This is a genomic window from Neobacillus drentensis (assembly GCF_021560175.1).
Taxonomy (GTDB): Bacteria; Bacillota; Bacilli; order Bacillales; family Cytobacillaceae; genus Neobacillus; species Neobacillus drentensis_A.
Window position 1 is genome coordinate 5567189 of the sequence record NZ_CP091110.1, and the last position, 18584, is coordinate 5585772.

Annotated in this window: 19 protein-coding genes; 4 read left to right on the top strand and 15 right to left on the bottom strand. The window is 41.2% G+C overall.

What is annotated here, in order from left to right:
- Nucleotides 1-17: 17 nt before the first annotated feature.
- The 3 genes from L1999_RS26420 to L1999_RS26430 all read right to left on the bottom strand — a co-directional run bounded on the left by L1999_RS26420 (nt 18) and on the right by L1999_RS26430 (nt 3606).
- Entirely contained in the window at nt 18-251 is a 234-nt protein-coding gene (locus tag L1999_RS26420) for a hypothetical protein (RefSeq protein ID WP_235741237.1), read from the bottom strand.
- Between the two features lie 117 nt (nt 252-368).
- Nucleotides 369-2459 carry a sensor domain-containing protein gene (locus L1999_RS26425; protein WP_235741238.1) on the bottom strand — a complete coding sequence of 697 codons (2091 nt, stop codon included), beginning with the start codon at nt 2457-2459 and terminating at the stop codon, nt 369-371.
- A gap of 697 nt (nt 2460-3156) precedes the next feature.
- Nucleotides 3157-3606: a DinB family protein gene (locus tag L1999_RS26430; protein WP_235741239.1), complete on the bottom strand. Its 450-nt coding sequence runs from the start codon at nt 3604-3606 to the stop codon at nt 3157-3159.
- Between the two features lie 357 nt (nt 3607-3963).
- Between L1999_RS26430 and L1999_RS26435 the strand changes: the two genes are divergently transcribed.
- Complete coding sequence (locus L1999_RS26435; protein WP_235741240.1) at nt 3964-4452, top strand: sigma-70 family RNA polymerase sigma factor; 489 nt, start codon at nt 3964-3966, stop codon at nt 4450-4452.
- Nucleotides 4453-4502: 50 nt separating this feature from the next.
- Here the strand turns inward: L1999_RS26435 and L1999_RS26440 are convergent, their stop codons facing one another.
- The gene (locus L1999_RS26440; protein WP_235741241.1) at nt 4503-6149 is read right to left on the bottom strand and encodes a C39 family peptidase; all 1647 of its coding nucleotides are present in this window, start codon (nt 6147-6149) and stop codon (nt 4503-4505) included.
- A gap of 257 nt (nt 6150-6406) precedes the next feature.
- Between L1999_RS26440 and L1999_RS26445 the strand changes: the two genes are divergently transcribed.
- The 3 genes from L1999_RS26445 to L1999_RS26455 all read left to right on the top strand — a co-directional run bounded on the left by L1999_RS26445 (nt 6407) and on the right by L1999_RS26455 (nt 7449).
- Nucleotides 6407-6625, top strand: a complete 219-nt coding sequence (locus L1999_RS26445; protein ID WP_215047259.1) for a DUF1659 domain-containing protein — start codon at nt 6407-6409, stop codon at nt 6623-6625.
- Between the two features lie 163 nt (nt 6626-6788).
- On the top strand, nt 6789-7007 hold the full coding sequence (locus tag L1999_RS26450; RefSeq protein WP_215047260.1) for a DUF2922 domain-containing protein: 219 nt from the start codon (nt 6789-6791) through the stop codon (nt 7005-7007).
- Nucleotides 7008-7305: 298 nt separating this feature from the next.
- Entirely contained in the window at nt 7306-7449 is a 144-nt protein-coding gene (locus L1999_RS26455) for a YvrJ family protein (RefSeq protein ID WP_215047261.1), read from the top strand.
- 145 nt (nt 7450-7594) lie between these two features.
- Here the strand turns inward: L1999_RS26455 and rpiA are convergent, their stop codons facing one another.
- The 11 genes from rpiA to L1999_RS26510 all read right to left on the bottom strand — a co-directional run bounded on the left by rpiA (nt 7595) and on the right by L1999_RS26510 (nt 18234).
- Entirely contained in the window at nt 7595-8275 is a 681-nt protein-coding gene (gene rpiA, locus L1999_RS26460; protein WP_275677255.1) for a ribose-5-phosphate isomerase RpiA, read from the bottom strand.
- 116 nt (nt 8276-8391) lie between these two features.
- Nucleotides 8392-9168, bottom strand: coding sequence for a DeoR/GlpR family DNA-binding transcription regulator (locus tag L1999_RS26465; RefSeq protein ID WP_235741242.1), 777 nt, complete (start codon nt 9166-9168; stop codon nt 8392-8394).
- Between the two features lie 343 nt (nt 9169-9511).
- The gene (locus tag L1999_RS26470; RefSeq protein WP_235741243.1) at nt 9512-10288 is read right to left on the bottom strand and encodes a triose-phosphate isomerase; all 777 of its coding nucleotides are present in this window, start codon (nt 10286-10288) and stop codon (nt 9512-9514) included.
- 12 nt (nt 10289-10300) lie between these two features.
- Nucleotides 10301-11200 (bottom strand): sugar phosphate isomerase/epimerase family protein, encoded by a 900-nt coding sequence (locus tag L1999_RS26475; protein ID WP_235741244.1) that lies wholly within the window; start codon nt 11198-11200, stop codon nt 10301-10303.
- 97 nt (nt 11201-11297) lie between these two features.
- The gene (locus L1999_RS26480) at nt 11298-12116 is read right to left on the bottom strand and encodes a class I fructose-bisphosphate aldolase (RefSeq protein WP_235741245.1); all 819 of its coding nucleotides are present in this window, start codon (nt 12114-12116) and stop codon (nt 11298-11300) included.
- Between the two features lie 83 nt (nt 12117-12199).
- Nucleotides 12200-13129, bottom strand: a complete 930-nt coding sequence (locus L1999_RS26485; protein WP_235741246.1) for a dihydrodipicolinate synthase family protein — start codon at nt 13127-13129, stop codon at nt 12200-12202.
- Nucleotides 13130-13183: 54 nt separating this feature from the next.
- Entirely contained in the window at nt 13184-13852 is a 669-nt protein-coding gene (dhaL, locus tag L1999_RS26490) for a dihydroxyacetone kinase subunit DhaL (protein WP_235741247.1), read from the bottom strand.
- On the bottom strand, nt 13842-14861 hold the full coding sequence (locus L1999_RS26495) for a dihydroxyacetone kinase subunit DhaK (protein WP_235741248.1): 1020 nt from the start codon (nt 14859-14861) through the stop codon (nt 13842-13844). The genes dhaL and L1999_RS26495 overlap by 11 nt, the downstream gene beginning before the upstream one ends.
- 207 nt (nt 14862-15068) lie before the next feature.
- A complete protein-coding gene (locus L1999_RS26500; protein ID WP_235741249.1) occupies nt 15069-16379 on the bottom strand; it encodes an MFS transporter in 1311 nt (436 codons plus the stop codon).
- A gap of 131 nt (nt 16380-16510) precedes the next feature.
- The gene (locus L1999_RS26505) at nt 16511-17407 is read right to left on the bottom strand and encodes a sugar phosphate isomerase/epimerase family protein (RefSeq protein WP_235741250.1); all 897 of its coding nucleotides are present in this window, start codon (nt 17405-17407) and stop codon (nt 16511-16513) included.
- Nucleotides 17404-18234 carry a sugar phosphate isomerase/epimerase family protein gene (locus L1999_RS26510; protein ID WP_235741251.1) on the bottom strand — a complete coding sequence of 277 codons (831 nt, stop codon included), beginning with the start codon at nt 18232-18234 and terminating at the stop codon, nt 17404-17406. Before L1999_RS26510 ends, L1999_RS26505 begins: the two co-directional genes overlap by 4 nt.
- Nucleotides 18235-18584 lie beyond the last annotated feature (350 nt).

Here is an 18584-nt window from a genome sequence, read left to right on the forward strand (position 1 = left end):
GCAAAGTAACGGCAGAATTAAGAATATCCCATCGCTAATTCCCTGGGCCCCCGTTCCTTTTGCGATTCGATGAGGATGCCCGCTGTCATCATGATGATGCCGAGCCAGCGCGGAAACCGGTCTGCTTTAAAGGCACTGCCTAAGAATGCCAATAATGAAAGCCCAACGACGACGAACTGCAGCCAATTGAGCTCGGCAAAATATTGAACTAAGAATAAGGCGCACATCCCCAAAATGAGGTAACTTCGCATAGTAAACGTCTCCCTGCCAGAATCATTTTAATAGTTTTGTATAATCAAGCTATATAATAATCCCAGAAAAATGACAATACAAGGAATTTTTTATAAAGGAAAGTTACCTACTCTCTTTCAGTAGGTATTACTATAAAAGCTTTGTTTCGTAAAATTCTCGACCAACTCCATTGAAATTGGTTTACTAAAATAGTAACCTTGCATTTTATGACAGCCAATGCTGCATAAGTAATCGTATTGCTCAAGCTCCTCCACCCCTTCTGCCACCACATTCATCCCGAGGTTTTTCCCCATTGCCACCAAGGAGCGGCAAACCGATTTTTGGTTGGAATTATGGTTCAGGTCTTGGATAAAGGATTTATCAATCTTGATCGTATTAAACGGGTATTGAACCAAGTAACTAATCGAAGAGTAGCCGATACCGAAATCATCTAAAATGATATCAACCCCAAATCCCTGTAACTCTCTCATCGTCGTCAAGGTTTTCTCAACGTTCGTCATCGCGGTCCGTTCCGTAATTTCTATTTTTAAAAAGTCCGCGGGTAACTTGTACTGTTTTAACGCACGCTTAATGGTTTCAATGAAATTATCTTGATGAATTTGCCGGGCTGGAACATTAATCGAAATATAAAATGGAGCTAAGCCTTGGTCCATCCAGCGGCGCCGTTGGCTGCAGGCAGTATATAACACCCAATTACTTAGTTTTATGATAAGGTCCGATTCCTCCGCAATTTGAATAAATTCCCCTGGAGGAATACTACCTAATATCGGATGTTCCCAGCGCAGCAGTGCCTCCAGACCAATAATCTCATTCGTATTGACATCCATAATCGGCTGGTATTCCAAATACAACTCATGATGTTCGATTGCCTGGTGAAGATATTGCTCAATCAGCATTTTTCTAGAAAGACTTTTGGACATGCCCGTTTGATATTGCTGAATTCCTGTTTTATTTTCCTTTGCCAGATACAGGGCATGATCGGCCCGCATCATGAGCACGTCCGCTTCCTCGCCATGGTCAGGAAAAATACTTGTCCCAATACTGACACTAAGTCGATACTCATGGTCCAGGACTTTAATGGGCTGGGCCATGACGCAGCTGATTCGCGCAGCCATTTCATCTATTGCCTGGCTATTGGGCAGGTTTTTCAATAAAATCACAAACTCGTCCCCGCCCTGACGTGAGAGGATATCGTCTGATCGTAAATTTTCTTTTAACCTTCCGGCCATCATTTGAATAAATTTATCCCCCATTTTGTGTCCCAAAGAATCATTGATGTCTTTAAAACGGTCCAAATCAATAAATAAAATGCCGACAAAATGATGCTTTTCAGTCGCCTCAATCAGGGCTTTTTGCAGCTCCAAATCCATTTTTCTGCGGTTCGGGAGCCCTGTTAGTGTATCGTGAAAAGCCATATACTCCAGCTCTTCTTCGGTCTTTTTTCGATGGTCGATATCCACAACGACCCGGTCGTAGCGGATAAGGCTATTTGTAAGTTCATCATATACGGGTGTGATATAATCTAAAATCCACTTATAGTCCCCATACTCCGTACGGATCCTGTATTCTAGGTTGGCAGAGCGGCCACTTTCAATGGAACGCAGCTGTTGCATGACTTGATCTTTATCACTTGAATGAAGGATCTCCTCCCACAAGCAGGTATTTTCAGTAAATGCCTGCTTGGAATAACCTAAAATAGGCTGGCAAGCTGAGGAAATCGCCAATGTTTTCATCGTTCTAGCGTCAACTGACCATAAACAGATGTTCAGTTCATTAAGGATTTTTTCCCATTGGGGGTTGTTAGGTGCTGCCGAGATCCGTTCCATTTTTTCAGGTTGTTCGAACATAAAGCCTAAAACTCCTTGGATTCCCCCACCGATTTCGAGTGGAAGGGAAAGGATTTGGACAGGGATACTGTGACCATTTTGATGACGAATGGAAAGTTGCTGCTGCATTTGTTCTCCTGATAGAACACTTTTAAGATGGTGAATAGTTTGATCAATGTGTTCATCATCTAGTTGAGAGATGAAGTTCCGTTTAAACTCTGTTCCTCTTGGATACCCGGTGAGTCGCATAGCAGCATCATTTGAAAGGACAATGGTGCCATCTAGGTCGAGAATGTAACAGGGAAATGGCAGGTTTACCAGAATGGACTTAAAGGATAGGATAAAAGTCTTTAAATCGGAGTGCTTGCCTTGATTTCTCATAGAGGGCTCCCTTCAGCGGAATGTGGAAATACATCTTTATCATAGCGGATGATTTACGTTTTTACTGTTTGAAATGTCACTTCTGGGGCGTTTTTTTGACAAAAAATATGTTATGGGATAGAACCTGGTGTTGTTCAACTACGTCATTTGTTTCTTAGGCGGACTCTATGGACAAAAGCAGGAGGTCTTTTGGGTAGTTTTTCCATTAGACGGATTCTATTGGACAGTATCCGGCGGTTTACTAGATAATTTGTCCATTAGACGGACTCTATTAGACAAAATCAGGCGGTCTGCTAGATTATTTGTCCAATAGACGGATTCTATTAGACAAAACCAGACCGTCTACTAGATAATTTGTCCAATAGACGGATTCTATTAGACAAAACCAGACCGTCTACTAGATAATTTGTCCATTAGACGGATTCTATTGGACAAAACTAGGCGGTCTACTAGATAATTTGTCCAATAGACGGACTCTATTGGACAAAACCAGACCATCTACTAGATAATTTGTCCATTAGACGGATTCTATTGGACAATTTCCTCCGGCCAACCACATAATTTGTCCATTAGACCGACTCTATTGGACAAAAATCCTCAGGTGACTAGTCATACTGTCAAAGAGCCACTTTTTAATCGACTAAATATTCAAGTCCCCCTCGGAAACTGTCCATTCGCAATGCTTCAAGCCCCCACCTTAGCGGACAAACGAAATAAAATCCACATTTACCGGTTCGAATCCGTCTTCTCGCAGCAGCCGATTAATCTGGCCTCGATGGTACTGACCGTGAAGCGCTACATGCGTAAGGATATCCCCGACTGACGTCGAAAACGCCTGCCCAGTACTATTTTTATACACGATTACATCTTCCATGGTTGTCTCTGACAAACCGCCAAGAAGTCCTGAAAAGCGTTGTTGATTTTTCATAACCAGGTTTGAACATTCCTCGATCGTAAGCTCTGTCCAAATTGCTTGAGGATTGCTGTCTAAGCCTTGAAGACGATTAAACCATACCTCTTCCGCAAGCAGGAGATGAGAAAATAATCGTTTAGTCTGATGGTTCCGACCTCCTATCGCTTTCAGCGCCTCAAGAATTCGAAGATTAGCCCATTCCAAATGCTGAAACATCTTCATAATGGTGTCCATGTTCCCGCCCCCTCCACTAATGCACCTTCCATTTTTATTACCATCAAAACCACCTCTCCTCTATCTTACAACATTGTTAAAATATGGGATAGCACTGCAATATTTTCTCTTTCTGCAATACCTAAGATTACTTTTTTAAATAAGTAATCTTAAAACGTAAAATCATCGCAAATTCGGCTAAGTTTGCTTAAATCTCCCTCCAAATTCTTCATTTAAACAGCAAAAACATCCCATTAGACCCTTATTACCCTTCAAATTGGAAATTGTGGAGTTCGCTGTAAATCTCCTTTCCCGTTATGGTAAAGCTACCTAGGAATTTGATTGGAACGCGCGCGGGTCCTCGAGAGGTTTTTAGTAGTGGATAGCTTTGAGGAGTTAGTAGAACAATATACGCCTATGATTCATCGAATCTTGCACTCTCTTTCGATTTACCGTAACAAAGATGAATTTCATCAGACTGCGTTAATTGCACTTTGGGAAGCACAGCTGGGATTTGATCCCCAAAAGGGAAGCTTCACGAATTATGCTTATAGCTATATCAAAGGGAAGTTATTACTTGAGCTGACACAGCACAGCCGTTATGAGGCCGGAAACGTGTATCCGAACGAGGAATATTGGGAAGTAGTCGAAGGCGATTACTCGGATATCCCGCTTGAGCTGGAGCAGTTGTTATCTTATTGTGAAGGTTTATCGAAAAAGGAAACCAAATGGGTTGTCGCTGCCTTTGTAGAGGATTTGTCTGTAAAGGAAATGGCGGAACGGGAGAAGGTTACAGTTTCGGCTGTGAAACAGTGGAAGTTGAGTGCCCTTAAGAAACTGCGGGCAAGTCTTGCGTTACTAAAATAGAACCTATTTTAAAAAGAAACAGAGGCCATTTCGCCTCTGTTTCTTTCGGTTTAGTTAGAGATTGTGACAACTCTTCCTGGCAGAGTCTTGACCTTGCCGGTTTTTCCCGTTTCTCTTATGGTAATCGTATGTTTGCCGTTATTAAGTCCTAACGTGTTCAGCACAAAATGGTAGCCAGCATTCCCATTATTAAACTCAGGATACGCCTTTAGCACATCTGGTCTGGCATCTCTGTATGCCGCTTGGCCGACGACCTTTCCGTCCACAAGAACATCAATGGTCGAGACGGTGCTTTCATCTAAAAACCAGCCTGATATCGTTTTGCTTCCGCTGATCGTAGTATTGGCTGCCGGCTGATCGAGATATCCTCTGACATTCGAAATCGTGAATGTTTTTGTCGGCAATGTGGATACTAAACGGTTTCTTCCCGTTTCTCTAACCGTAATCGAATGGATTCCATCTGCTAATTTTGTTGTATTTAGAAGATAATGATAACCAGCGTTAGCATTGTTGTAGGCAGGATAGGCATTTTTCACATCTGCTCTTACATCGCCATAGGAGGCTAGACCAACCACTTTTCCGTCTACCAGTACTTCAATCTTGGCAACATGACTTTGGTCCAAATACCAGCCTTTTACGTTATATTGTCCCTTTGTTATTTCATTTGTTACCGGAGTTTCTAAAGCTCCTTTTGCGTTTGAAACCGTGACGACCCTTCCAGGCAATGTACTGGTCCAGCCATTTTTGCCTGTTTCCTTGATCGTAATCGTATGTGTACCATTACTCAATTTCTTTGTGTCCAATCCATAATGGAAACCAGCATTCCCATTGTTATAGTCAGGATAAGCCTTTTTCACATCCGCTCTTGCATCACCATAGGAGGCTTGGCCGGCCACTTTCCCATCAACCAATACTTCAATTTTTGAAACATTACTCTCATCTAAGAACCAGCCTGATAGATTGTAAGTTTCATTGATGGATATACCTGCCCCTGGTTTATCAAGGTATCCTTTTGAGGATCCGTATGTAATTGCCTGTCTGCCAAATTGCTCCCAGCCTCTAAGGAAGGAGCTTCGCGATATCCTGCGGTTTTTAATATTAGCAAGTGGATCATTAAAGTAGACATAGTTTGAATCATAACCGGTGAGCAGGACACTATGCTCATGAAAGGTCATTCGAATCGGCCCGGTTGGTGTTTGGATGGTTTTCCATTGACTGCTCGGTACCGTGTTGAAGGTACTAGTCGAAATCACCCAGACCGGTTTGCCTTTGCTCAATTGTTTTAAAATCACATCGAACGAGTTTCCTGTTAAATCAATGGCATTGGTATATTTGTTTGCTAACTGATAGATCGGGCCATGATAAACAGAATAACCGATCTTTCGCCCGGTAATGTCCCCAACGAAGCCGGTATTGGGATTTCCCCAGTAAATCGTACTTCCAGACAGTCGGTAAGGTGTCGGGTCCTTTTTCACTTGATTAGCTAACCCCATTTTGGTGACATTAATTCCTTTGTACCGAAGCAGCATGGTTAAGCTCGTTACCTCGCAGCCATTCTTCAATTCAGGTAATTGCGAGATAAGCGGTACGTTCAGCGTTGTCTGGGCATAAGAGGCAGAGGGTAACAGAAAACTGACAGCACTGATGACCCCAAAAGCAATCGCTGATGAAAGGAATTTAAATTTCAAACGATTCAATGGACCAACTCCTTATCTTTCTCTTTGTCAATTAAGTAAACAATAAGGTTATTAATTTCCCCTTAACTAGACTACCAAATTTGGCAGGATATTCTATTATTCTAGCAGGAATTTCATGGTAAATATAGACCTTAATGACTACTAAGCAGCTTTAGATGCAGGAAGTATGGGGGACAAACGAACTAAACTATTTTTTATCTCAGCCTGTCCTTTTAGCCTCCAAATCTATATATATAAGGCGAAAGGAGGTGATAAACATGGCAGAAGCATTACTAGAAGGAACAAAACTACGCTTGGTATTTGATGGAGGCATTGATAATGAAGGAAACCCTATCCTCAAATCAAGAACCTTCAGCAACGTCAAAAAGGAGTCAACCGTCGATCAGCTACATCAAGCAGCACAAGCCATCTCAGCACTGTGCAACGATTCACTAAACAGTGTCGAACGCACCGACACCTTCGAAATCCTAGGCTAATCCTTCGATACCGAGTAACGTGAAGGCAGAACGAGATGTCCACCTGGCATAGACAGTGTCCACGTTTGGTGCCTGTCACCGTTTACACTAATTGCAACAATGACACCAAAGATACTGTTAACACCATTAATAACTCTTATACCAGGAAAAGGAGGTGATTAGGATGGCAAAGACGTTGGAATTGCAGTTTGGAACGGAGTACGGTAAGACGGCCCGCATCTCGGTTGATAATCCAAAGGAACCGATTGATGAGGAAGTGGTCAAGTTATCGATGGCACAAATTATTGCTGCGAATGTTTTCACGACGGGAAGCGGCAAGTTAGTGGCTTCAAAAGGAGCTAGGGTGATCAACCGTGACGTAACTGATTATGAACTTGCTTAATAAGAAAAGCGCAAGCGCCTTGTACATCCCCGATATAGGGCGACTTGTCGACTGACCGGCGAAGCAAGGTCAAAGACTAGACGCCCTTAATGCGTACAAAAAGCGATAGCTTTATGTAGCCAAGCATAAGACGAGCCGGCCGAAAGGTTGCTCTTTAACCTTTTGGACGGATTGGCTGTAGACCATCGAGGGGCTAGGCGCTGGAGCTGGACAATTCTTAAAACGGGAGGCCGGATTCGCTTTGAAGCCGGCCTCTTCTTTATTCAGACAGTCTCAATAGAGATAGGAGATGAATGTGGTGGAACAAATCATTCCCCTTATAAGTGAAGTGGGTTTCCCGATTGTCGTGTCCCTTTATCTGTTATATCGGATTGAGTCAAAATTAGATTTAGTCGTCCAGTCAATCCAGAATCTCCCCGACCGAATGAGGGAGCGGACATAACGTATTAAAAGCCACCCAGCACGAAAACAAACGTTTGCGGGTGGCTTTCTTGTATTTTTAAGTGAAACCTCAGGAATCCCTAAAAATAAGGAACGGTTTGATTAAGACCGGCCTCTACTTCATTGTTCTCCCCCAAACTTACCCCTTACTTTTCCTTAATCTGGACACCTTCATCATTGCTAACAATCACGATATCAGTCATATTCGTAAAAAGGCCGGTTTCTACAACCCCAAGTGTAAGTTTTAACTGTTGATGCAGCTTACTCGGATTGGTGATAGAGTCAAATTGACAATCCAAAATATAATTACCATTATTCGTAATAAAGATTTTTTCTTCTTTCATTCTTAATTTCGGTGTACAATCTAGCATTGCTAATCTTTGCGCCGTTAGTTCCCAACCAAACGGTACTACTTCAACGGGTAAGGGGAAGGCTCCAAGTGTTCGCACCAGTTTAGAATCATCGACCACAATAATAAGCCGGTCTGCTGCAGCATCCACGAGTTTTTCACGAAGTAACGATCCTCCGCCACCTTTGATTAGATTGTATTCGGGGTCCACCTCATCGGCACCATCAATGGCTAAATCTAATCGGCTGACCTCGGAAAAATAAGCTAACGGGATGCCAAATTCCTTGGCCCATCCTTCTGTTCGCACCGATGAAGGCACTCCTTTCACACGGAAACCTTCACTGACTAATTCACCTAATTTTTTCATCATCCAATAGACAGTAGATCCTGAGCCCAAGCCAATGACCATTTCATCCTGAATATATTCCACTGCTTTTTCCCCAACAGCCTTTTTCTTTAGATCAACACCGCTAAGCACAAAAACCACCTCGTTATTTTTCAGAATCAATCCATTTACGTCTAGTTTAAAAATCTCTCTAATGATAACCATAATCACAAGTAGCCGGGTTCATCATGAAGCCGGCCTCCTGTTGTTTATTCGGCAATTTCTAACTCAATGTTATTAGCCGCAAAAAAATCACGTATTTCTTCAGAAACATGCTTATCGGTAATAAATATATCCATTTCATCAGGACGGGCAAAGGTTGCACTAGAACTTTTATTCATTTTACTATGATCTAATAAAGCAATAACTTGATTAGAAACAGAAACCATAACCCTTTTTAATTCCACTTCATACAAACTAAAGTCAGAAAGTCCATCCCTTGTATTAAAAGCATAAGCCGAGGTAAACAGGAGATCGATATTAATTTTTCTTAACAGCTCTTCTCCTAATAGCCCTTCAACAGAATTAGAAGAGTTCCGAACAATTCCACCAATGATAATGACTGTTAAATAAGGATTTTCTTTTAGCATCGCTGCCGTTGCGATTCCACTGGTTACTACCGTTAACTTCATTTTTGTCTCACTTAAATACTTAGCAAGTTCAAAACATGTCGTACTCGCATCTAACAAAATACATTGCCCATCGTGGATATACTTTAGCGCACTATAACCAATTCGTTGCTTTTCAGCACGGAACTTTTTTTCACGATTTTCATAGGTTTTATCAAATGTAGTATCCGTTTCCTCCGCTTTCAGCATAGCCCCGCCATGAGTGCGAATAAGCAGCCCCTGCTTCTCCATCTGGTTTAGATCCGATCGTATCGTTGCGGCAGATATATCAAGTAAATTGGTTAAATCATTAACAGTTACAGTTCCTTTTTCTGTCAAAATTTCTATAATTAAATTTCTGCGTTGATCAGCGAACATAGTTTCACCCTTTCATTTATTTTCGATAATTTACTAAACATTCTTCCAAAATAATATTAATAACCATATTATAAAGGTTAATAGCTAAAAAGTCCTGTCAAAACGCTGATTACGCTGAGTTTTTTTTCTTTTGTTTCATATTGACTTTCAATTGATTTTGTTTCTCTTTAGTTTAAAATGACAAACTGATAAATAGTGATAAAGAAAGAAAGTAAATACAAAACCGATTTACCTCCATATGTAGTGGGCGATCCGTTAGAAAAATCCCCTCCGTAATTGATAGACACATGCCCAGTCTTTCAACTACAGAGGGGATTTAATCATAAAAATATGCCTGCACTTACTAGTCAAATAAATGGGATTCTAGTTGGTAAAGGATTTTCTGAAAGCTATCAATTTCCCAGGCTGCCCTGCCAACGAAAAGTCCATTTACATTTTCAAGATTAATATAGTTAAGAAAATTATCATGATTAACACTGCCACCATACAAAACAGGGATTTCCATACCAGTATCATCAAAAAGTCCAATCAAAGTTTGACGAAGAAAATCATGAATTTCTTCCACATATTCCACTTCGGCTGGAATCCCTTGCTCCCCAATTGCCCATACAGGTTCATATGCAATTACTACTTGTTTAGCCTGTTCCTTTGACAATCCCTTCAAACAAACTTTAAGCTGTGCGGATAATGTCTCTTTAGAAATCAAATTATTCTTCTGTTCGATGTTTTCACCGATACAGATAAGTGGTTTAATGGAGTACTCTAAAGCAGCAAGGATCTTTTTATTAATGGCTTCATCCGTTTCATTATAATATTGTCTCCGTTCCGAATGCCCTAGTTCAATCATATCTATGCCGATTTCATCTAACATCCGAGGGGAAATTTCACCCGTATAGGCGCCGCTATCCTCCCAATGCATGTTTTGCGCACCCAAATAAATCGTTGAACCGGAGATAACCTCTTTAATCGGAAACAAAGATGTATGGGAAGGGATAATAAATAACTGGATGTTAGGCGAAATTGCTTCTGCAATCTTTTTAAGCTCGTGTGTAAAGTCCAAACCTTCTGCAATCGTCTTTGTCATTTTCCAGTTGGTACCAATCCAAATTTTCTTCTTCATAGTCCGCTCCTCTTACCTGCTGCCAACTAAACTTAAGGCATCTTCTAAAATCGTTCTAACCGTTCTCTCGTTAGCATGACGGTTTTCTAAATCCTTGCCTCGTACCTCTACAGCCACGCGAAGGCCCTTTTCAGATTGAAGGCTGAGTTCATCCGCTTTTCGTAAAATATCATTGATTTTTCCAACAGTTAAGAATCCCGGTTCGCCGATTTCCATATGGTAATCACCATACAATGGACTTGCTTGATCCAAAACGGCATTCGAAAAATGAATTTGATGGGTGTGGAATTTCGCTAATTCCAAAGCATCCAAAATATCCTCTCCATTTAGGGCTGCATGGGCCGTATCGAAGGCTAGACCAATATTTTGATAGTCCGCTTTGACTCTTGAAAGTAATTGGACTGTTTCATCCATGGGGCCAATCAGACGCTTCTTATGAGCATAGCGATCAAGATGTTCAACCAGCACATTCATCTGATAGCGAGAAGCTTCCTCACAGATTTCGCATAAACTCTCATAAAATCCTTCTACAGCCTCTACTCGACGCTCAGCACCAGGGTCTGCCCCAGGAACAAAAGCAATATTGGAAGCACCACATTCTGCTGCTAAGTAGATGCTTTCCTTTATCCTTTTAACGGATTCCAGACGAAGTTGTGTATCAACGGAGGAAACATCAAGGTTGTACTGATCAATTAAAAAGGTTAACCATTGGGTAAGTTGGAAATGATGCTTCTCCTTTAATGCTAAGATCCCATTTCGTTCCTGTTGGTCTTGCCCATCTCCAATTTCATAAGATTGATAGAATCCTTGATCTGCCATTTTTTCAATTAAGCTTACCGTAAAACCTTTTTCACTTTTAGCTGGAAAATAAATCTCAGGTACAAGCAGGGAAGGAATAAATTGAGTACTCATCTTTCATTTCTCCTTTAATTGGCTTTGTTGAATTTGTCTATTGATTTCGCTCCAATCAACAGGGTCTAAAATGTCCTTTAACAGGACCTATGATTGATTAATGATTAATACTTATCATTTCTGAGTCATGCTGATAAGCCTGAACCGCTTCTTCAGGGGTTCCATTTTTATGAATAATCGTATTTAACCCGGCCACCACACCAATTGGATTACGATTCAGGGTTATGTTCCGGCCAACCGCAATCCCCTTTGCACCTACATCAAAGCAATGCTTTATATATCGAAAATAATCAAGGAGGTTAGCGGTTTTGGGGCCCCCTAAAACAAATACAGGACATTTGGCCGATTCTATGATTCTAGCATCCCCTGGTTCTCCGGTAAGTCTTGTTTTAATAATATCTGCCCCAAGCTCCATGCCAATCCGTGCAGCAGCCGCAATCTTATCAATTTGATTGGATTCCAGGCTTGTCACATGGTAGCTATATGGCAAGGTTTCGCACATAAATGGAACATTCCATTCATCCGCTGCTCTCGCAAGATCCCAAGCTTGTTTATGAGACGCTGCTTCGTTTTCTGCCCCAGGAAAAGTCATCGAAATGACACCATCGGCTCCAAGCTTTAGTGCATCTTCGACAGAAAGTAAAGAAGTTGTGTCAGGAATCCGTGCATCAAATACACTTGTAGATAAGTCAGCACGTACAATCATCCCAAGGTTAGCAAAGGATTCCGCATACAATTTGGCCATACCATATGTAACAATGACAGCATTTAGTCCGTTTTCAACAAGACTTGGGATCAAATCAATGGTACGATCAATTCCTTCCGTTTTGGTTGAAAAATAAAATCCATCCAGTGCCAGCGTAATTGATTTTCCATCATTTGCAAAAACCTTAGACATTCTTCTTGTTTTGGTCATATCGTTCTCCTTTTTTCAACTTTCCACCTTCATATAGAAAATTCTTTTTAAAAAAGACCTCACAGCGGAGATCTTTTTTCACATTACAATGCTTCCACTTCGGTCTCTTTTGGCAGCAATTCAGCTTGAACAAGAATTTTCTTCAGTTCCTCAATCTTTTCTGCACCAAGGGGGCGAGCAGGAGCCAGAACATATGTAGAGATATCTATTCCCCTTAATTTCATCGCTTCCTTTACAACGCTTACAAACGGAGAATCCAACTTATACATGGTCGGCATGAGAGCCATCCGTTTATGTAGGGCTAAAGCTTGTTCGAAACGGTTCTCTTTATATGCCTTGTATACACCAATCCCCAATTCAGGGGCAATGTTAACACTTGCACTAATTGCTCCATCTCCGCCAAGGCTCAATGTAGGGAGTAAATGGTCATCAAATCCGGAAAAAACAGCAAACTCAGGAAACTTTCCTTTTACGGTTAAAATCATATCGCGAATATGAGCAATACTCTCAACAGTCTCTTTGATCCCCACAATATTATCATGTGCTTCGACCAATTTAACGACAAAGTCTGGGTTCAAATCCTGTCCTGATAAGCCTGGATAATTGTAAAGCAGAATCGGCAATGGCACAGAAGCAGCAATTTCACTATAATGGGCAAATAAATTTTCTTCTGTTAATGGCCAGTAATAAGGATTGATAATAACGACACCGTCTGCACCTGCCTGCGCTGCATGCTGACTTAAATCGATTACTTCACGAGTATTCGTGCTTCCGGTACCAATTAATACGGGCACCCTTCCATTCACATAGCTCGTTGCAAAAGAAGCGACCTCCTTACGTTCATCAACCGACATTTGCGTAAATTCTCCGCCGCTTCCCAGGAAGAACAATCCGTCCACACCAGAATCAATTAAAAAGTCAATGACCGTCGCCATTCCTTTTTTATCTAATTTTCCTTGCTCGTTAAAAATTATGGATACTGGTGGAATAATCCCTTGAAATTTTACTGACATATAACTTCCCCCATTCATAATTGAATTTTTAGTTCTTAACGTGAACCATCCCGCTTACTCTTGCACAAAAGCTTTCTCTACCCATTCTCTCATCGATCTAAAGATAATAGATACTGTCGTTGCCCCGGCATCTTGATAACCAATTGCTCTTTCACCCAGCGACTTGGCTCTTCCAAACTTGGCTACAAACTCCTTCGTCCTTTCAACACCTTGTTCAGCCTTTTCCTCAGCCGATTTTAGCCCTTCTAGTAAACTTTGATTTTCTTCGACACTTTGTTTTAATGCCAGAACAGCGGGTTCAAGTGCATCAATCATGGTTTTATCTCCTAATTTAGCTTTTCCCCGCTCTTTAATGGAAGTCACCGATCCCTCAAGAATCTTCGTTAATAGAGGTAGATTCAGTTCCTCCTGTGGATCAATTCCTTTTACGCCACCAACAAACAATGTTCCGAAAATGATCCCAGAAGCGCCGCCCATCGAAGAAATCATCGACATACCAATCGTTTTAAATACATCATTAATCGTCGCAAACTCTTTTTGTCTTAGGTTTTCTTCCGCCTTTGTGAAGCCAACTGACATGCCAATCCCATGGTCCCCATCACCGATAGCGCTATCAATTTTCGTTAAAAGCGGTTTGCTTTCCTTCACCTTCTCCCCCACATATAGGAACATTTCTTTTACTTGAGCAGCAGTTAGACGAACTTCTTGTAAACTATTTGGCATATACATTTCCTCCAGTAAGTGCTTTTTTGTAGTATGGAGAATCGGCAGGTGCATTATATAAATCTTTTAATTCATCATCCAGCTTTAATAGGGTAATAGAAAATCCAGCCATTTCCTGTGTCGTGCAATAGCTGTTAACATCCATGTCGTAGGCCTTAATTCCTTTTTCCGCCAAGACCCTTGCTACCCTGCGGTTGATAATAAACAATTCCATTAGAGTAGTCGATCCAAGGCCGTTTACTAAAACTGCTGCCTCATCTCCAGCCTGCAGGCTGCTTTCCTCTAATAACTTATCCATCAATCGATCCGTCAGTTCATCAGCCGGCATCATTTTCGTGCGTTCCATTCCGGGTTCACCATGAATACCCATTCCAACTTCAATTTCATCATCAGCCAGTATATAAGGAGGTTCCGTTGCACCAGGAATCGTTCCGGGCGCTAAAGCAACACCGATTGAGAAGGTATGATCATTGGCTTTTTGAGTCACCTTTGTTACTTCCTCCAAGGATAGACCTTTTTCTGCAGCTGCACCTGCGATCTTGACTACAAAAACATCGCCAGCAATCCCTCTGCGATCCTCTTTCCGTTCTACCGGGGCAGAGGCAACATCATCCGTAACCAGGACCGTTTTCGTTTCAATCCCTTCCATTTCTAGTAATTCTGCGGCCATACCAAAGTTAAGAACATCTCCTGAATAATTTCCGTAGATAAATAGAACACCTTTTCCTGAATCAACCGCTTTGGCCACTTCCATTACGTTATTTGGCGGCGGAGCTGCAAACACATTGCCCAATGTAACGCCATCAGCTAGACCCTCGCCGATTAATCCTAGAAAAAGAGGTTCGTGACCGCTGCCTCCCCCCGTTACAACGGATACTTTATTTTTACGATTGCGGCGAATGATTCCGTTTTCATTTTGAATTTTTTCATAAGAATGGCCAAAGGCAGCTAGAAAGCCCTCAATGGTCTCTTCTACTACATTTTCGGGTTGGTTAATAATTTTCTTCAAACTAAACTCCCCTTTCTATGAAAAAGAAATACTTAAGTCTTTCGTTTATTTTTATTTGTTTTCATTTACTATCATAAACTTCACCATTTATTGTGTCAATTTTCATTTTTAAAAATATGGATAAATTTTCCCTTAATTTTCGACAAATGTTTAAGATTAAAAGAAAACAAGAAGGCTGTAAGATCAGCCCCCTTGTTCTTTACTAGATTATTCTTCTATTGGTTTAATTGGCTCTTTTACAATAAACCAATAGAAAAAGGCTGCGCATCCAGCGATAATCCCGCCGGAAATGAATGCCATCGAATAGGAACCTGTTGCATCTAAAATCATCCCTGTCACTAATGGTGCAAATGCCCCTCCGAAGTAACCGCCAAAGTTTTGAATCGCACCGACGGAACCAACCATAGCAGGAGGTGCAACGTCTCCGGACAATGCCCAAGCACTGCCTGTAATTGCTGATATTACACAAAGGGCAAGAGTCATTAAGGTAATCGTGATGGCTAATCCATGTACAAAAGGAAGAATGATAACAAAAGCTGCTGCTAGAAGGGCACTAACCGCGATGAGTCCACGTTTCGCATTAATGGGTGAACAAATCTTTTTATCAGCTAACTTCTTAGCAATATAACCGCCGCCAAGGTTGCCGGCAATTCCGCCGACCCAAGGAATGGCAGCATAAATGCCTAGTTCTTTAAAGGAAACATTCTGGGTGTTTAATAGATATAGAGGTAAGAACGTTAAGAAAATATTCCAAATCCAAATGGTACAGAAGAAACCAAAAATCATGCCCCAAACGCTTTTATACTTAAATAACTCTCTCCATTTAATATTAGTAGACTCAACGGTATCAGTACTTGCGCCGCCCTCTGCCTTAATATAGTCATACTCTTCCTTAGATAGGAACTTACTCTGATCGGGTGATTTGTAGAATTTCATAAATAAAAGGATAAAGACGATACCAATCCCACCAGTAATGAAAAAGAGGGAACGCCAGCCGAATGCAACCTGAATGGCCACTAGGATAGGAGGAGCAAGGGCAGGACCTACTTTGGAGGAAGCATCCCAAAATCCTGTTGCAAGTCCACGTTCACTCTTCGGGAACCATTGTGAAGTAATTTTGGCATTCGATGGCATACATGGTGCTTCCCCGACTCCAAGCAAGAACCTGGCACCAATTAATGTCAGCAGTTTGTTGCATGCCCCTGTTAAGGCAGTGGCAATACTCCACCACAAAACCGCAATTGAATACACCCGCTTCGCACCAAATTTATCAATTAACCAACCGGAAGGAAGCTGCATGACCGCATAGGTCCAAGAAAAAATGGTACCTAACAGACCAATATGCGTCATATTTAAATCTAGCTCTTTAATCATGGCTGGGGCTGCAATCGAAAGGTTTGTTCTGTCAAGGTAGTTAATGATTCCACCAATTAGCAGCCAAATAACGACGGTCCAACGGAAATTCTTTTTCGTTGCCTTGACGGGTAAATCCGCCCGAAGCGCTTGTTCTGTTTTCATGTAAATCCTCCTATACCTTTTATTAGTTCAGCCCAGCTCATTAGATAACGCTTACATTTCATTAAGAAAGGGAATCCCCATCTTAACGAGTAAGAAAAGGATACAACTCGGAAACCTACGCAGCTTTGACTCTATTTACTAGCTACTAAATTCATCGCACTTTCTAAAGCGGCACGAATCACTTTTTCATTGGCAAAATAGTCATGTTTGTTTCTCCCCTGCACTTCCACCGCGACCGGCAGCCCTTTTTCAGATTGAATTCTAAGTTCAGAGGCTTTTTGCAAAATATGAGACATTTTTTCGATTGTTAAGAAACCTGGCTCACCGATTGGCATATGGTGGTCTCCATATAATTCACTTTTCGCATCTTCTACTACATTCGCAAAATGAAGACGGTCCATCACAGATTGAGCCAATTCCAGCGACGTAAACAGATCTTCACCGTTCAGGGTCACATGTGCAGTATCAAATACAATCCCTGCATTCGAATAGGTTTCACGAACCTTTGAGATTAGCGGTACTGCCTCACTCGTTAAGCCTAATACCCGCTTTTTGTGGACTTCCCGATCCATCGCTTCTATCGACACATGAATATTAAACGTAGCCGCTTCCTCACAAATTTCGCAGAAGCTTTCATACAGGGCTTCAAGTCCCGCTTGCCGCAAGTGGATACCTGGATCGGGACCTGGAACAAACCCAACCGTAGTTACACCGCACTCAGCAGCTAGGTATAAGCTTTCTTTAATCTGACTAACGGTTTTCTTCCTCAATGCAGCATCAAGTGCTGAAACATCTAAATCTGTCTTATAGGTTAAAAAGGTTAACCATTGAAAAATCGATAAGTTATTCTTTTCTTTGGCTTGTAAAATTCTTTTTCGGTCCTCTTGGTCATACCCATCACCGATTTCGAAAGATTGATAGAATCCTTGAGACCCTAAAGTCTCAACAACACTCGCAGCGAACCCCTTCTCATCTTTTACAGGAAAAAAGACCTCGGTCACGAGCAAAGAAGGAATTAGTTTGCTCATGAAGTTTTCACACCATTAACAATTGGTTTCAATTTTTCATCTACATAGTTACTAATATCAAAGATACATTGATCCGCATTCGTTTTCGTTTCTTCTGTCTCTTCCTCTACCATGATCCAGCCATCATAACCGTAATCAACTAGAGCTTGGACGATCGCTGGGAAGTCAATATCACCCGTGCCCATCTTTTTCCACTCAAAGTCTTTAGAGCAGTCTTTAAAATGAACATGCTTGATAATCGGTAAATATCTCTTCACAATTTCAACAGGGTCCATTCCACCTGCAGCAATGTGGCCAACATCAGGAGTATACCAAATATATCTTGTATCAAGTTCGTCAAATAGCAGATTATAATCGCTTTCAATTCTAAAGTAAGAAGTGGATGGAGAATGTGGATGGAATACGGCTGTTACACCATTTTCATACGCACGTTTCCCAACTGCGTTTACACAGCTAATGATGTCTCTTTGGCGTTTTACTAGATTGTCGCGATTAGGACCTACTCGTGCTGGCAGATTTAATTTCGCGTTCGGGAAATGTTTTAAAAAGTTAATATAATAATCTGCCCGCGCTTTCTCTTCTTCTGATTCTTGTTCACTTTCCCAGCTGAACGGTAAGGTAATAGCAGCTAACTCAAGTTCCAGACTATCCAATTTCTCTTTCAGTTTTTCCGGGGCGTCATTATATTCGCCCAATAAAGCATACTGAACATCAATCCCTTTGAATCCAGCCTTCTTAACGGTATCCATAAGATGATCTAAGCAGTCTACCTTCTCATCATAATCGAGTACCCATGTTGAACCGTGACAACCAAACTTAATCGTCATTTGCCATTTCCCCCTTAAAAAACATCAAAGATTGAGCTTCCTACGACTACCGCAGCTTTTTAAAATTCTAGCAAGCGTTTGCAAAACCTGCCGGCAAACAAGTTGTTGCTCTAGTTAGAATATTATCACTTGTTTTCGTTTTGTCAATAAGTTTTTTAAAATTAATAGTAACTCGACAATAAATGAAAATAAAACAGTATGAAATTAGTGATTATGTATATTACCAGCCATAAATACTCCTCAGTCTTCATATATCAATAGGATAAGTCTCAATAAAACCAGTAAATTCACCCTTTATTTATTTTCGATATTTTTCACTTGTTGATATTTTAATTGACAAAAACGAAAGA